Source organism: Nucisporomicrobium flavum (assembly GCF_016464385.1).
In the GTDB taxonomy this organism is placed as follows: Bacteria; Actinomycetota; Actinomycetes; order Mycobacteriales; family Micromonosporaceae; genus Actinoplanes; species Actinoplanes flavus_A.
Genome location: NZ_JADMLH010000014.1, coordinates 68104 through 85169, shown reverse-complemented (window position 1 = coordinate 85169; position 17066 = coordinate 68104). Strand labels below are relative to the sequence as shown.

At 74.0% G+C, this 17066-nt stretch carries 2 protein-coding genes (1 of these 2 running past the window's edge); both read left to right on the top strand.

The window, feature by feature from the left end:
* Positions 1 to 16461 carry the 3' portion of a DUF8616 domain-containing protein gene (locus tag IT780_RS28880; protein ID WP_199514950.1) on the top strand. The gene continues 11670 nt to the left of window position 1, outside the view, so the window shows 16461 of its 28131 coding nt (coding positions 11671-28131); its start codon lies beyond the left edge, outside the window; its stop codon occupies positions 16459 to 16461.
* On the top strand, positions 16458 to 17054 hold the full coding sequence (locus tag IT780_RS28875; RefSeq protein ID WP_199514949.1) for a type VII secretion system-associated protein: 597 nt from the start codon (positions 16458 to 16460) through the stop codon (positions 17052 to 17054). Before IT780_RS28880 ends, IT780_RS28875 begins: the two co-directional genes overlap by 4 nt.
* Positions 17055 to 17066: the final 12 nt, after the last annotated feature.

Below are 17066 nucleotides of genomic sequence, written 5' to 3'. Positions count from 1 at the left end.
GCGTACGAGGCGCTCAACCTCAAGGACACGGTCTCCCGCGAGGACTTCATCCTCGCGATGGTCGCGTGGGGCGTGACCACCAACGGCCATTCCGTGTACGAGGTCCTGCGCGGCGTCGAGTACATGGACGTGGGCCCGCGCGTGTCCCGGCACACCAGCGCCGCCGAGATGTACCGATCGCTGGACCAGCTCGGGGTGCCGCTGGAGACCCTGCGGTCGATCGCGCAGGACGGGCTGCTGCCGCACGAGGGCGCGTACCTGGAGCTGCTCCGGGAGGGTCGTAGCCCGGTACCGGGCCGGACGGCCGCGGACGTCCGCACGGACCTGCTGAACGTCGCCTCCGGCACGGGACCCGTCGCCGGCTCGACGCGCGAGTGGCTGGATTCCGTCGCCACCGACCCGCAGGTGCTGGCCCGCAACCTGACCGCCGCGCTGGACCCGTTCCACGACGGGGTCGAGACGGTACGCCCGCTGAACCGGCGGCAGGATCCGGCGGCCTGCATCACGTCGCTGCGCGACTTCGCGCGTATCCAGCATCCGGACGGCCTGAGCACCGGCCGCGCCCGGGACGACTCGACCGTCGGCGTGGACACCGTGCTGCCGGGGATCGCCGACCGGCAGTGGCAGCCGACCAGCACGTGGGAGCACATCGAGTCCGCCCTGCGCAACAGCCCTCCCGGCTCCACCGCGTACGTCCTCATCGGACGCCCGGGCGACGTCGGGCACGCCGTGGTCGCGCACCACGACGAGCGGGGCGTGCGGTACGCCGATCTCAACCGCGACATGGGCGACCGGGTCCTCCCCACGCCCTCGCAGCTGCCGGCGCCGGTGGACGCCCGGGTGCTCATCGTCGGCCCGGACGGCCGGGTCCTGGACGGGGCCGTGGCACCGTCGGCGCCGACGACCGCGCAGGCGCTGGTGGACGCGCCCGGCACCGACGAGCAGGGCGTCCGCTTCGGCGCGATCGGCATCGAGGTGGAGGGCCGCCGCCACCAGCTCACTGGCACCGTCGGGCTGGGATACAACGACGTCCTGGTCAAGCACCGCAGCGGGCTGGTGCAGGTCAAGGTCGACGAGTACCACGCCCGCGACCGCGACGGGAAGCTGACCCGGGACAAGGTCATGCTCGGCGAGGTCGTGGGGGTGCCGGGCAAGGTCCTGGACCGCGAGCACCGGCCCGACCGTCACGAGGTCACCCGACTCGTCGCCGACGCCAACCGCAAGCTCGAGGGGCTGCGCGAGGGCAAGGAGAAGTCGCTCGCGGAGCTGTTCCCCGAATCGGAGGGCTGGATCGTCCAGCCGGTCGCCGAGGACGTGGGCGTCAAGGGCCGCGTCCTCAACCCCAAGAGCAACCCGTACGCCCAGTTCACGGTGGGCGTACCGCTGGCCCGCACGGCCAGGTTCCTGCGGTACGTGGCCGACAACTCGTCGCGCCGCGCCATGGACGGGTCGTTGCGCAGCCGCCGCGGACTCCTCGAGGACGGCCTGCAGGTCGCCGAGGACATCGGCCGGCAGTACCGCGACTGGGCCGGCGACGCGGCCGACACCCGGGACGCGGACGAGATCGCCGGCCTGCTCGCCGTGATGTACCCGCACGTCGCGGCGCTGATGTTCAGCCGGCTGACCAGGCACCTGGGCGGCCCCACGCGGCTGATGAAGAGCTACCTGGCGGTGGCCTCGCGCGTCGCGCCGAACGGCCTGTACGCGACGCTGTCGCCGAAGGCCAGGGAGTTCCTGGAGGAGCACGCCGACGACATCCACGCCGCGGTGGAGAAGCAGTTCGTCGCGGCGGTGGCCGACAGGCCCGAGGTCATGCGGGCGTTGCGGGACAACGACTTGATCGACGAGGAGGGCGTCACCGACCTGCTGTCCGAGCGGATGGGCGACGGTACGGACGCACAGATCGCCGACTACCTGGACAACGCCCTGTACGAGCGCGGCAAGTACGGCATCCCGTACCTGACCCAGAGCGAGTTCCTCAGCACCCGGTTCGCCGAGCTCGACAGCAACGACGGCCACCTCGCCGACCGGCCGCTCGTGCAGCTGGAGGTCCGGGCGCTGCGGGCACACCAGGACCTGGACGGCATGACGCGTACGGTCGAGGACCTCGCCGCGCTGCTGGCGGACCTGGACCAGGAGCTCGGGCCGGTGGACGTACCCCGGACCACCGCGCAGCTCGCCGCCGAGGCCGCCACGATCGCCCCGGTGATCGAGAGCCTCGACCGGGCCACGGCGAGCATCGAGCAGGCCCAGGACCGGATCGGGCGCCTCGCCGCGGCGGCAGAGAGCATCGCCGACCGGGGCGAGACCGGCCGGCACTATATGGCCGAGCAGGCCGGCTCCGGGCAGCGCGGGCAGCGCGCTCTCGACGATCTGATGCGCCGCGAGCAACTGGCCGACCGGGTCATCGACCGCATCCTGGCCCGCACCGACCGGCTGGCGCAGGATCCCGCGTACGCCGGCACCGTCGCGCAGCTGCGGGACCTCGCCGGCCGGTACGCGGCCGCGCTGACCACCGCCCGGGGCAGCTACGACACGGCCGCGGCACAGACCCGGACGGCCACCGCGGACCTGAACCGGCTCACCACGGCGATGGCCGACGTGGCCACGGACGCCGGGCTGGCCGCCATGACGTTGCGCGAGCTGCAGGACCTGCGCGGCAGCCTCGCATCCTCCACCGAGGCGGCGCACCGGCTGGCGGACCAGGCCGCCGCGCACGAGAACGCGCTCGGGCCGGACCCCGCCGCGGCCGACGCCGTCATGGCGCTGCACCAGGTGCGGACCGCCGCGGGGAAGATCCGGGACATCGCCAACCGGGTACGCCGGCAGACCGAGAGCCTCGCCGACAGCGCGGGCCGCGACTCCCGGCAGGACCTCGCGAAGCTCACCGACGAGGTGCTCGGCCAGGTGGAACGGCTCGACGAGCAGTACCACCGGACCGCCGTGGAGATGGGCTCGGCGCTCGCGTCCTACGAGGACACGATCCCGGCCCGCAACCGGGCCGACGACCTGCTGGAGAAGGCGGCCGAGCTCGCCGACGAGCTGTTCGGCGTGGCCGGCTCGCTCGGCATCGACGTGGAGGAGGAGTTCGACTCCGCGCAGGACGACGACCTGCCGTCGTGGCAGCAGCCCCGCGACGAGGTCGACGACCTGATCGCGCAGTGGACGACGATCGGCGGCACGGAGATGGCCGCCGAATCGGAGCCGGGGCCGGACACCGACCGGCTGTACGACCTCGACGAGGTCGACGTCGTGGTCATGCGCAAGCCCCCGGACGCGTCCGGCAACCCGGGCCCGGTCATCGGGGTGGGCTTCCCGACGCGTACGGGCGACCCGCAGCGCTTCGACGCCATGCGGGCCCTCGACGACGCGCCACCCGGCACCTACGTCCAGGAGCCGGCCGCCGGCACGTCCGACGGCCCGCGGGAGCTCCCGGTGCCGTGGGGCGGGCAGCAGGGCCTCGGCGACCGGCACATGTTCTACGTGCAGGCGCACGCCACGCCCGGCACCTTCGCGATCCGGCTCAAGGGCACCGGCGGCAACCCGCCGCGCGTGGTCCACGTCGGCGGCGCGCAGCTGGAGCATCTGGTGCACCAGACCCGCGCGCTGGAGCAGAGCCGGTCCGGTGCGCGGTCGCCGCTCATGTTCCTGTCCTGCTCCGCGGGCCGGCTGCGCGAGGACGGCGGCGCGATCTTCGACTTCCTGCGCAGCGCGGCGGACCACGGGCATGCCGGGGAGGCGTACGGCGCCACCCGGACCCTGCACGCCGGCACGCCGATCCGGGTGGCCGACGGCGGCAGCCTCGTACGGTTCGACAACCCGAACGCGGGGCCGTCGAAGGCACCCGTCGAGGTGGCGGCCGGCCTGCTCATCCCCGACCCGAACGACCCGGGGCTGACCGAGCTCGCCGAGGCGTACCCGGCCCGCGACGACCGGTACGCCGTCTTCAGCCACGCGGACGCGTACCGGCTGCGGCCCGGCGACGATGAGGTCTCCCCGCGGGAACTGGCCGAGCGGATCCGGCGTGACCCCAAGTGGGACGACCGGCCGGTCGTGCTGCTGGCCTGCGACTCGGGCGCGGACCGCCGCAACGGTTTCGCCGCCCGGCTGGCGGAGGAGCTGCGCGGCATCCCGGTCTACGCGCCGAGCGCCACGGCGTGGGCCACGGCGAGCGGCCAGGCTGTGGTCACCACGGACGAGCAGGACGAGAACGGCCTGCGTATCCCGGGCCACGTGCAGACCGGCACGCGGTTCCTGCGGTTCCTCGCGCCGGTCGCCGAGCCGGGACAACCCGCGGGCCCGGCGGTCGTCACCGAGCTGCCGTACCTGCTGGGCACGGACGCCGATCTCGGTGACGTCAATGTGGACGGCTTCGCCGACGCCATCCGGGACGATGCCGAGGACGCGCGCCGCGACGCCGACGATCTGGCGGGGGCGCTGCAGCCGGCGGCCGACGAGATCGCCCCGCTGCTCACCGACCTGCCGCGCGCCGAGCAGCTCGTGCAGGAGGCGCAGGAGCTCGCCACCCGTACGCGAAACCTCGCCGACGAGGTCGAGCAGGGGCACAGCGCCCTCGGCGCCCGTACGGCCGACATCTGGGCGCAGGCCCGCACCGCCGAGCGCGCGGCGGACCGGGCCGACGAGCGCTTCCCGGGCAGCGACGAGGCGCTCGACCTGCGACGGCGGGCGGCGCTCTCCCGGGCCGAGGTCCGCGTGGCCGACGGTCCGGTGCGGGCCTCCCTCGCCCAGGCCGCCGGTCTGCTGCCGACCATCGACGCCGCCCGCCGCCGAGCCGACCGGGCCGCCGCTCTGGCCGGTGAGGCCCTCGCGCTGCTGGACCGGCTGCACACCTACCACGACGGCTTCACGTCGCTCGTCGGCAGCAGCCGCGCCGCCGCCGACCAGGCCGAAGCCGCCGCGCGCGACGCCGACACCCTGCGGACCGCGCCGCCCGCCTCGGACCCGGACCGGCTGCGGATGGCGCAGGCCTACACCGCGGCCCGCAACGCCCACATCAGCACGGCCAAGGACCGGTTCCTCGGCGCCGACCTCGACGAGGAGTTCCGCGACGGGATCGGCGATCTCGCCGATCGGGCCGCCGAGTTGCGGACCGCCCTGGACGAGGCCGTCGCCCACCTGGAGTCCGCGCGGCGTCGCGAAGCCGCGGCGACCGAAGCGCACGCGCAGGCGCTGGAGCACCTCGACGAGGCGCACGAGCGGTTGCGCGCACCGGAGGAGAGCCTCGGCGAGACGCTGGACGCCGCGGCCGACCTGGGGGTCGAGGACTCGCCGCCGGCCAGCCCTGCCTCGGACTCCGACCTCGAACCGCCGGCGGACCTGCTCGTCGAGACGCTGGACACCGCGATGTCCGCCGAGCCGCAGGCACCGGTACGGCCGTACACCTCGAAGTTCACGGAGGAGTTCGAGCCGATCGGGGTGGCGCTCACCACCGACGGCGACGTCGCCCTGCCGTCGCCCGAGGCGATCCGGGCCGCGCTGCCGGCGTACCTGAAACAGAGCCGGACCCTCGGCATCGCCGAGCAGCTGCACCCGACCGAGGGAGCTCCGCTGGCCGCGATGCTGCGGCGCATCGCCCCCGGGATCGCCGGCCTCGGCACGCTGAGCGAAGACATCCGTCAGGACGTCGACCAGTTCCTGAGCGGTGACCTCGACGAGATGGAGTTCGGCCGCCCCTACCAGGTCACGGTCGACGGCAAGCCGGCCGAGGTTCTGGTCACGGCGGTGCTCGGCTGGGACGGCATGACGGTCACGCGGCAGCAGTCGGATGATCCGGTGTCCGCGGCCACGAGGACGCAGGCCACCACCCGGCACTCGACGCGGCACGCGCGTACCGACCACGTCGAGCCGAAGGCGACCGTCTCGGCGGTCCCCGGGATGATCGCGGGGCTCGGCGCCAACCTGCCCACCCAGCCGGCGACCGTACGGTCCACCGCGCAGGAGACCCGGTACACGACCACGACGACGGTCGAGCTGGCCGAGCAGGCGGACGTGCGCGTACCGATCTTCTTCCGGGCGACGCTGCGCATGGCCGACGGCTCGCCGCCGAACTCCGACGGCGAGGACACGGTCCGCGCGGACGGCACGGTCGCGCTGCGCGTACCCATGGGGCTCAAGCCGGCGCCGGAGCAGCCCGAGGTCACCGCGGACACGCCGCCGCTGGACACCGCGCCGCCCAAACGGTTCGCCGTGGAGAGCGTCGTGGCCGAGCCGGCCGGGGAGCCGTACTTCGCGCAGGTCGAGAAGATGCTTGCCGAGCAAGGGCTCGGCGACATCATCCGGATCGGCGCGCCCGGCCGCGAGGTGCTGCAGGAGTTCCTCAGCGCCGGCACGATCGGCGACAACCTCGGTCGGATGGTCGTGCACGACCCCGCCGACGACAACAAGGGCTGGGTCTCCTCCCCGCCGCTGCTGCGCTCGCCCGCACGCGGCTGGCGCCGGCTGTTCCCCGGCCGCGACCGGCAGCTCCAGATGCGCCTCGTGGCCCGTCAGGTCCAGGTCGTGGAGACGGTCGACAGCGCGACGCACATCGACACGTCCGCCTTCGCCGGTGAGACCGCCGACCGCACCTCCGCCGACCGGCCGGTCACCGTGTGGGGCCTGGCCGGCGGCGGCTCGGACATCCCGCCGCTGACCCTGCTCGTCGCGCCGAAGCTGTCCGGCTCCCGGACCGGGGCGACCGTCCAGGAGGTCAAGCAGGAGACCAGCACCCGGCAGACGCTCACCGCCACCGGGCCCGCGGTCCGCTACCAGACCGTGTACGACGTGCAGGTGCGCCCGCTCGGGCAGAAGCCGCGGACGCTGACGGGCACCGTACGCACGCTGCAGTGGACCACCAAGGACCGCGTCAAGGACACGGCGCTCGACCCGAACCGTGACAACGCCGGCTGGCGCGGGCGGCGGGGCGCGCAGCGTACCCACTTCGCCCCCGCGCACATCGAGAACGGGGACGGGTTCGGCGGCGCGTACATCGACGACGTGAGCGGCGGCGACCGCATCTACGAGGCGCTGGTGACCGCGCTGCGCTCGGTGCCCGGGTTCCACTCGTTCACGCTGGAGTCCGACGCGTTCCTGCGCACGTTCGGCGACCCCGACCTCGCCAAGGGCCTCACGGAGACCGTGCAGGCGATCCTGTCGCGCGACTCCGAGGCCCGCTCGAACCTGTCCAACCGCCAGCTGCGCTACCTGCTCGACCGCATTGTCGGGCCAGGGCTGGAGATCCCGCTCGTCAAGCGGGACAAGCTGTTCACGTACACCTCGGTGGTGACGCTCGGCGGCCGGCTGTCCGAGCTGTCCGACGGCGACCTCACCGACCGCGGCGCGCTGCAGACCGACCACAAGCGGAAGAACAAGACCACGACAACCGCGGGTCGCGAGCGTACGCGCACCACGGAGCTGAGCCTCGAGGCGCGCGTCCTGGGCCGGGTCGGTCAGGCGATGTCCACGCTGCTCGGCGGTCCGCGGGCCGCGTACACCCGCAGCCGGGGCCACGAGATCGGGCTGAGCCAGGGCCACGTGGCGGACTCCCGGCACGGTCCCGCGCTGGACGCCGACGGCGAGTTCGCGGGCCAGGACATGCGCGAGTTCGCCGCGACCGTGCAGGCGTCGGTGTCGATCCGGTCGAGCGTGCGCACCAGTGAGAACGCCCGGCACCTCACCCCGGGCCGCCCCGGCCGGCACCTGCCGAAGGAGATCGGCCGGCTCGACCACCGCCCGAAGGCGTTCCCGCTCAGCGTGCGGATGCTGATCCCCGAGCACCGGGTGACCACCACGCCGCCGCCCGCGCTGCCCAGCACCGCCCCGGTCGGCCGCGAGTGGCTCGCCGATCCCGGCCCCGTCAGCGAGCTGAAGGGCGGCTACCCGCTCCGGCTCGACGGCGTACGGGTCGAGGCGGTCCGCGGCGTGGAGCACCTGCAGGACGCGGTCAAGGAGACGGCGGTCGAGGCCGCCGGCGACGACGTCTTCGCGTTCCCGGACGGGCGGAACTCGACGGTCATCGCCAACACCGTGTCGCCCGAGATGCTCATGGGCAACCCGGAGGTCTTCAGCCGCCCCATCACGCTCAGCAACCTCGGGCACGACCGCCGGGCCTCGCTGGCCGGCGCCGACGTGCGCATCTCACTGCGGCCCACGCAGCCGCGGGAGCTGTCGCCGGCGGAGCTCGAACGGGTCAAGCACGGGCTCTCCGGTGGTTCGACGGTCAGCGGTAAGCGCGGCCGGTCGTACGAGGTCGCCGCGGCGGTGACCGGAGTGCCCGTGGTGTCCGGCCCCGGAACCGTGGCGGACGGTGTGACGGCGAACCCGGTCGGCGTCATCGTGGGCTCGTACACGCCGTGGCAACGCTCCTGGGGCAGCATCAAGGAACTCGCGGTGTCCGGCGTGACCAAGCTCCGTCTCGGCGGGCGCCCCAGCGGGCACATTCCCGTACTGGTGGACGTCGAGGCGCAGGTCGTGGCCGAGGCGACGCACCGCAGCCACCTCGATCCACTGAAGGTCCTGCCGGGTTCGCCGCGCGGTTCGGCCGGGCAGCGGTTCACGATGCCCGGCGCCTGGCTGATGTGGATGACGCCCGCCCAGCTCGCCGACCTGCGCCGGCACGACGACGAGGTCCGCCGGCAGCGCGACAGCGACCGGTTGCAGGAGCGGCACCGCGAAGAAGCCGCACACCAGCAGGCCGGCTTCAGCGCCGAACGCGACGCGCTCCGTACCAACCACGATGGACGGACGGCGAGCCTCGACCGCCGGCAGCGCGCGGAGTTGCAGGATGCTCGCGATTTCGCCGACCGGGTCCGCCGGGACACCCGTGAGGGCGAGCGCGAACTGCGGCGCACCCAGGCGGAGGTGTTGCGGGCGCTGCGCGAGGAGATCCGGCGCTCCGGCGCGGCCCCGGACGACTGGAGCGGTGTCCGGCGGATCGCGGCGCTGCGCCTGGACCATGCCCGGGAGCTGCGGGAATTCCGCGCCGGCGCGGCCCGCCGCGAGCGGGCCGTGACGGAGGCCGTGACCGGCCGTCCGGATCGGCAGCGTGACGAACGCCATGAGGAACAGACCCGGCAGCGCGCCGAGGCCGACCAGCTCCGGGTACGCCAGGAGGAGCGGCACGCCGCCCGGATCCACCGGCAGCAGCGCGAGACCGACCTGGTCCGCGAGGCGCAACGCGAGCGCGCCCGGCAGCTCGCGGGCCCGGAGCCCGAACCGGCCGCACCGCCGCAGGGCGACATCCCGGCGGCCGTGTCCCCGGGCCGGTCCGCATCGATCGGCCTCGGCGGCGTGTTCACCCCGCTGGACCTGTCCGACGTCGTCTCCGACCTGCGCCAGGAGATCGCCCGGGAGGTCGGGCGCACCGAGGGGCCCGCACGCGGCCGGGAGGTCGCGTACGCCCTCCTGCCCGTCTCGCCCCTGGACGAGCCGCACGACAACGTCCGGATGCTGCAGACGTTCCTCGGCAAGGCCGACCACCACCTGGGCAGCGCGCTCAACGGCGGGCGCAGCCTGCCCATCCGCCTCGAGGGGCGGGTTCGGGGGCACACGTACCACGTCACGCTGAGCGCCGAATTCCTGCAGCAGCCGCGCTTCGCCGGCATCGAGCACACGACCGAGCTGTCGGTCAGTGACAGCGCCACCATCCGCAACGCGGACACCCGTACGCGGGGCCGTACGCTCGCTTCCTTCTCGGTGATGGCCCGCGCTCAAGGTGCGTGGACGGAGAGCGACCCCGAGCCGGGTCAGGGACCGGCGAGCGGCTTCCTCGGCGGCGGGTACGCGGGCACCGCCAACCTCGGCGTCCGGTCCGACAAGGACACCGAGCACACGGCTCCCTCGTTCGAGCAGACCCTGACCACCAAGGGGCCCGTCGCCCGGTACAACGGGGAGCTGCGCCTGACGGTCACGGTCACCGGCGACGCCCTGCCCGAGGCCGGCGCCGTCGTGACCACGCAGCGTCCCGTCGAGGTGCACACGCTGCCCGGCGACACCCGGCCGCGTCCGGTGGACGACCGGCCGCTGGGCCACGCCGAGCCGTCGACGCCCGTACCCGCACAGCAGCTGACCGACGACGCCCGCGCGCGGTGGCGCACCGCCGAGGGCGAGCACGAGACGCTGCCGGAGCGGGGCAAGTTCGCCGTCGAGCATGTGCTGTTCGACGTCTCGGAGCTGCACACGGCCTCCGCGGACGCCGTGACCGACTCGGGCGCCCCCGTGGACGAAGCCACCCGGACCGCACTGCGCGACGCCATCACGGTCAGCACGGTCAAGGCGGCGCTGGCGGGCGGCATGACGGGCGGCCGGTTCGTCGTGCCGCTCGGCAAGGCGGGACGCGACCTGATCGTGGACGCCCGGCTGCGGCCCCGGCCCCGGTTCGCGCACGCCGACGCCCGCATCGAACTGGCCGGCGAGCAGGCCACCGAGCACGGCCGCAAGCGCGAGCGCACCACCGGCAACACCTTCGCGGTCAAGGTGAACGGGCCGGTCGCGGGCGGCGGGGTCAACCACCCGTCCGGCGCCACCCAGGTCGGCGAGCGCGCCGACTTCGCGGCCGTCAACGCGTCGACTTTCTACGAGCAGCCGCTCTACACCTCCGATCCGGACCGCGCGCTCAAGCTGGAGAACAAGCTCCCGGGCGACGGCACCACCGCGCTGCCCGAGACCCCGGCCGGCGACGACCCGCTCACCCGCAGCCTCGCGTACGACGTGGAGTTCCGCGTCATCGCCCGCTCGACGGACAGCGCGGCGAAGCACCGGGCCGGCCGGGAGGTACGCGTCCACGACGCCGCCACCGTCCGGATGCCCGACGCGGAGGCCAAGGCGCGTACCGGAACCGACCTTCCCCCGGCGCTGCGCACGGCCGCGCTGGACGTCGCCCGGCGCGGCGAGGAGTGGTCGGCCGCAGTGGACCGCCGCGACACCCTGCTGCACCGTCCCGAGCCGGACCCGGCGCAGGTCGAGGCGGCACACCAGGCCGTGGCAGAGGCGGAGAAGGCCTGGTGGGCGGCGCACCGCGAGCACGAGACGCAGCTCGACGCCGCACGCTCTGACACCGTCCGGTCCCACGCCCGCGCCGTGCCCGACATCGACTCGGAGCCGCTGCCGGAACCCGGCGTCTCGGTGTCGCGGGCCCCCGGCCACGCGGAGGTGTCGCGGGCCCCCGGCCACCCGGACCTCGACCGGCTCAACCGGATCGCGTTCACCCGCCTCGTCGACGCCAACAACGTGATGATCGGCGTGACCTTCTCCCAGAACCCCGAGGTACGCCGGGAGATCCGCCGCTGGGCGCAGTCGCGGACCCTCGCCGATCACACCCACTACGGCGTGTACCGAGGCGCGATCCAGCCGGATCAGCTCCCGGTGCACCGGCCGGCGCCGTACGCGCGCACGAACGGCAGGCGCCCGTTCTTCGTGCACTTCGACGACTCCCCGGAAGGCGTGCACGGCGCGGCCGGGCGCTGGAGCGGACGCCCCACGTTCGTCGACGGCGTGGAGGTGGCCCAGCTCCTGCAGGAGATGGACCTGATGGACCTGCGCAACGCCGACAGCCGGGACAGCATCGTCGTGCTCGCCCCGGAGACCGGCAGGTACGACGAGGGTCTGGCCGGCCGGATGCTGGCCGAGGCGGTGTCGGCGTACGGCTACCAGGGCAACGCGTACGCACCGACCACCCCGATGTGGACGACGTCGGGCGGCCCGATCCTGGAGCACGACGGCCGGTTCCGGGAGATCGTCCCCGGCTCGCTGCCGGCCTCCGCCCTGCACGAGACCGAGCCGCCGGTGGTGGACTCGGTGAACCCCGACGACGTCGACGTCATCGAGCTGAAGGACGCCCGCGGTACGGCGTTCGGCGTCGCGTTCCCGCTCGACGTGGACGACCGCCGGGACATCCTCGACCACCAGGACGCCCTGCGCGCCGGCACGTACGAGTCGTACCCCGGCCGTACCGGCGACGGCGTGCCGACGGTCAGCCCGGTGCCGTGGCGGGGCGTACCGCTGACCGTGCTGGCGTCGAACGGCGGCGACGGCCACGCCACGATCATGATCCGCGGGCGTGGCCCGGTCCGGGTCACCGGCAAGACGCTCGCCGCGGTGGTCGCGGCGCGCGCGGCCAAGGCGGGCGTCACCTACTCCGTCACCGAGCCGGTCGTGCTGTGGTCCCGTGCCCCGCAACGGCTGGGCAAGGCGTTCGGCCAGGAGCTGCGCCGGCGCGCCGGGCACCGCGGGCCGATCTACGGTCCGGAGACCGGCTACGTCCTCGGCTCCCGGGTCGCGCTCGCCGACGGCGGTTCGCTGGTCGAGGTGGGTCCCGGGGCGTCGCCGTCCGGGCCGGCTCCCGCCACCGCCTCCACCAGCCAGCCTCCCCCGCCGCAGCAGCCGCAGCCCGCGCCCGTCCCGGCGGACTCCGAGCCCGGCGTCGAGGAGGTGAACGGCGTCAAGGTGGTCCGGCTGCGTGACGCCGGTGGCCGTACCGTCGGCATCGGCTTCTGGAACCGCCCGGGTGACGTGCAGCGGTTCCGCGACCGGGTGCGCGAGCTCAGCGCCGGCCTGCCGGCCACGTACATGCGCTTCGCCGACGAGCGCGGCCAGGTGCAGGGCAGCCCGCATCCGGCGCCCTGGCTCGGCCGGATGCGCGCCGGGCGGCAGCCGTTCTTCGTGCTGGGCGAGGGCAACTCCGATGGCCTCACGGTCCGCGCGGACGGCCGGCCGGGCGAGCTCAAGGGCGGCCGGGTGCTGGCCCGCGTCGCCCTTGCCGCCGGGGTCTTCGACCAGCACCCGAACGGCCGCGGCGCCCCCGTGCTGTTCCTCAGCTCCGAGGCGGGCGCCGTCCAGGGACCCGGCGGGTTCGCGCACGACTTCATGAGCCGTCTGCAGCAGCAGGAGAACTACACCGGCGAGGGGTACGCGGCCACGGACCAGATCCTGCAGTCCGGTGCCCACCAGCTGGGCGTGGCCCGGTGGGGCGGCATCGTCACGGTTTCCCCGCACGTGGCCCCGGCGCCGGCCGCCGTACCGGAGTTCGTGCCCGGCGCCGCGGTGGACCCGGACGCCGACCTGCCGCCGGAGTCGCCGGACCTCAGCCCGGCCGCCTCGCCCGTGGCGGGCCCGGCCGACCCGATCGACGACCCGGACGACCTCGACCCGCTGCCCGGCCCGGCCGTGCCGCCACCCGCACCGGCCGGGGTCTGGCTCAACCTCGCCGACGTGGAGTTCGACAGCCTGCGCAACCACCGCAACGAGATCGTCGGCGTCGGGTTCCCCACCGGCGCGACCCGCGACGAGCGCCGGGCCGAGCGGGACCGGATGGCGGACACCACCGTCGTGCTCGAGAAGTCGAACCTGCGCAAGTACGACGTCCTCGAGCCCGCCGGCAACGGCCGGTTCCGGCTGCTGCGGACCCGGTCCACCCCGTGGGCCCGGGAGGGCAGCCTGCGCGGGCGCGAGATGGTCTACGTGCACTCCGAACCGGACCAGGGCCGCTTCGCGGTGCGCCTGAAGTCCGGGCGGCTGCAGCACCTCACCGCCGCCGAGTACGCCTACCTGATCGCGCAGACCCCGGCGATGCGCCAGGCCCGCGACGGCACGAACGCGTCGATGTTCCTGATCGGGGCGGGCACCGGCGCCACCCCGGCGCTGGGCGAGCAGGTCCTGGCGACGCTGCGCGCGTGGGGCCACCGCGGGAAGGGGTACGCCCCGAACGGCGTGCTGCGCATCCCTCGCAGCGCCGACCAGCCGATCGCCGTCGTGGGCGACCGCACCACGGAAGGCGCCCTGGTCACCCTGGATCCGGTGGCCTCGGCGGCCCCACCGGCTCCGCCCACCGGCCAGCCGGGCGGCAGCACCCAGCCCGGCCCGGCTCAGCCCGGCACCACCCAGACCGGCACCACCCAGACCAGCACCACCCAGCCCGGCAGCGGCACGCAGCCCGGCACGGGCACCCAGCCCGGGCCGGCGAGCGGCGACCCGGTGCCGCCGGTCGTCCCGGCCGGGCCGATGGCGCTGGCCGACGTGGACCACGTCGATTTCCGCAACGCCGCCGGCGACGTCATCGGCATCGGCTTCTACCGGTCCGAGGACGAGCGCAAGCGCATGCAGCGCTTCGCCCGCATCGCCGACGGCAGCGGCGAGAAGCTGCGCTGGTACGACCGGATCAGCCGCGGCCCGTTCAACCAGGTGGTGAAGACGCCGTTCGGCGGCAAGGACCGGCTCGGCGACGGCCGCCGGTTCATCTTCGTCGACGCTCCCGGCAACGCCCGCGAGTTCACGGTCCGCAACCGGGTCACCGGCCGCACCGAGCGGCTCAGCGGCGCCGAGCTCGGGGACCTGATCCTGCAGAGCGAGGCGCTGCGCCGGCCCCGCTCCGGCAAGACCACGCCATTGCTGCTGCTCAGCGACTCGGCGGGACGCCGGCTGCGGACGGGCGGCGCCGGCTGGGACCTCATGCAGCGGCTGCGTCGCGGCGGGCACCAGGGTGAGGCGTACGGCGCCACGGAGGAGCTGCGCAAGCAACCGGACTCCCCGCAGAAGATCGGCGTCTACAAGGGACCGGACAAGGACGGCCGGATCGTCCGGATCGACCCGCCCCGCACCGACGGGCAGCAGCCGATCACGACACCCGCCGCGGTGGCCGCGCCGCCCGTGGCACCACCGACCGCGCCGCCCACCGCCCCGCCTGCGGCGCCCGGAGGACCGACCCCGCCGGGCGGGAACCCGCCGCCGGTCCAGCCGCCGGTCCAGCCGCCGCCGCCCGACGCGGGCATCGACCCGGCAACCGCGCTCCAGGACCCGTCCCGGGCCCCGCTGCGCCCGCTCAACAGCTCCGACCGGGTCCTGCTCACCCCGTTCCGCGACCGCAGCGGCAACGTGCTCGGTCTCGGCCTCGGGATGACCGACGCGCACACCCGGCAGATGGAAGCCGAGACCGCGGTCACCACGGCGGACAAGTACAAGTCCCGTGGCCGGAACGGCAGCCAGGCCCTGGACACGCCGTGGGCCAACGACAACCGCCGTCCGCTCTCCGTGCACGGCAAGACCGACGGCCGCGGCAACATGCTGGTGGAGGTCCAGGGCAAGGGCGCGATCCGCGTACCGCTCAAGGACGTCGCGGGCATCGTCGCGCGCAGCGGCCTGGTCCCCCAGGGCCAGACGCGCACGGTGTTCCTCGTGCCGTCGCGGATCGGCAACCACGCCGACGACTTCGCCGACGAGCTGCGCAACCAGCTCGGCCGGGGCGTCACCGTCGTGGCTTCCACCGGCCGCAACCGCATCACCGGCCCGCGCCTGACGGTGGAGGGCGGCAAGCTCAAGACGATCGGCCCGCCGGTCGCGCCGCCGCCCGCACCGCCACCGCAGCCGGGACCCTCGCAGTCCGGCCACAAGTACGAGCTGAAGGACGTGACGTACTTCTTCAGCCACAACAAGCGGAGCCAGGAGACCGGCATCGCCTTCCCGATGAGCCGGGGCGACTACCCGTCGATGCAGGACTTCCCCAAGTTCATCGACGAGGACAGCTTCGAGCACTACGAGTCGTTCCACGGCGAGAAGCGCACGAGCGGCTACACCGTGACGGCCATGCCGAAGCACGGCCGTCGCGCGTACTGGGAGGGTGAGCTGGTGCTGGTCGACTGTCACGCCAGCCCGCACTCGTTCGGCATCAAGCTCAAGAACGGCCGGACCGCCTCGGTCAACGGCACGGAGATGGCGTACCTGGTGTGGCAGTCCGGCGTGCTGCACCGCTCGCGGTCCGGCATGCGCTCCACCATCTTCTTCCTGTCCTGCTCGGCGGCGCGCAAGGCCAGACCCGGGTACGCGATCTACGACTTCATGCAGGCGGTCTGGTCGTGGGGCTTCCAGGGCAACGGGTACGGCGCCGAGCAGACGCTCTGGGTGCAGTACCCGCACAGCATCGCGCACACGTTCGGTTTCTCGGAGAAGCCGATCGGCGTGAGTTACCGAGGCATCATGCGCGAGTTCCGGGCGACCCGGCCCTCGGGCGGCACCGCGGGACCGTCCACTCCCCCGGTTGCCCCGGCGCCGCAGCCATCCGCCTCGACGACCGCGCCGACATCGTCCGTGCCGCCGGGCGTGAACGTGGTCTACGCGTCGCCGAACACCTCGACGACCTCGCTGCCCGGCACCGGCCAGCCCGCGTACCAGTACGTCACGCCGGGCACCGCGTACGGCGGCTACACCACGTACACGGTGACGCCGGGACAGCCTTGGGCCGGGCCCACCTACACGACGTACCAGCCCACGAGTTACGCGACCTACTACGTGCCGGGTGGCACCACGCCCGCGCCGCAGTTCACGTACGTTCCCTACACCGGTGGCTTCGGGCCGCCGGGCACCCGCGCCCTGATCCAGGACGCCGGGGAGCACCTGTCGGTGTCCCGCAGGTGGGGTCTGGCGCCGGTGCCCGAGGAGACGGCGGAGGAACTGGCCGAGGAGATGGCGGAATGAGCGACGAGACCTTCGAGAACTACTTCGTCATCACCGACCCCGCGTGGGAGCCGGAACCCGGTACGGACGGCGACCTGCCGCCGATCGAGGCGGTCGTCGGGGTGTGGCCGGTGGCCCCGGACGGCTCGGTCGGGCTGTTCCGCCCGAACCCGGACTACTTCCCCACCGACGTCGACTCGCCGACGGACCCGCTCGACGCGCTCATCCGCCTCACGGCGGCCGGCGAGGCGGATGCCGAACAGCTGCAGCTGATCCTGCGGCAGAGCCTGTTCGACATCGCCATGAACGGCGACGGCCGGCCGATCCTGCAGCCCTCGCCGGACGACGTGCTGTGCGTGCTGCTCGCCAGCAGCGGCAGCCACCGGCGCGACCTGAATCTGCCGCTGTGGCGGCGCTGCGACCTGGAGGCCCTGGTCACCCTCCTGGCCGACGACGTCGACGTGCTGGTCAACCCGGGCGGCCCGGCCATGACCCGGCTGTCCGGCGACTTCGTCCGCGCCGCGTTCATGGCGAGCGACGACGAGCTCAACGCGGCGTTCGACCGGGCACGCAACCAAGAGAAGGTCGCCCTGGTGCCGTGGGAGGCGAGCTGAGGTAAGAACGGG

Bases quoted from the DNA above. Each gene is read 5' to 3' on its own strand.
- IT780_RS28875 (WP_199514949.1), top strand. From the start codon at position 16,458: ATGAGCGACGAGACCTTCGAGAACTACTTCGTCATCACCGACCCCGCG.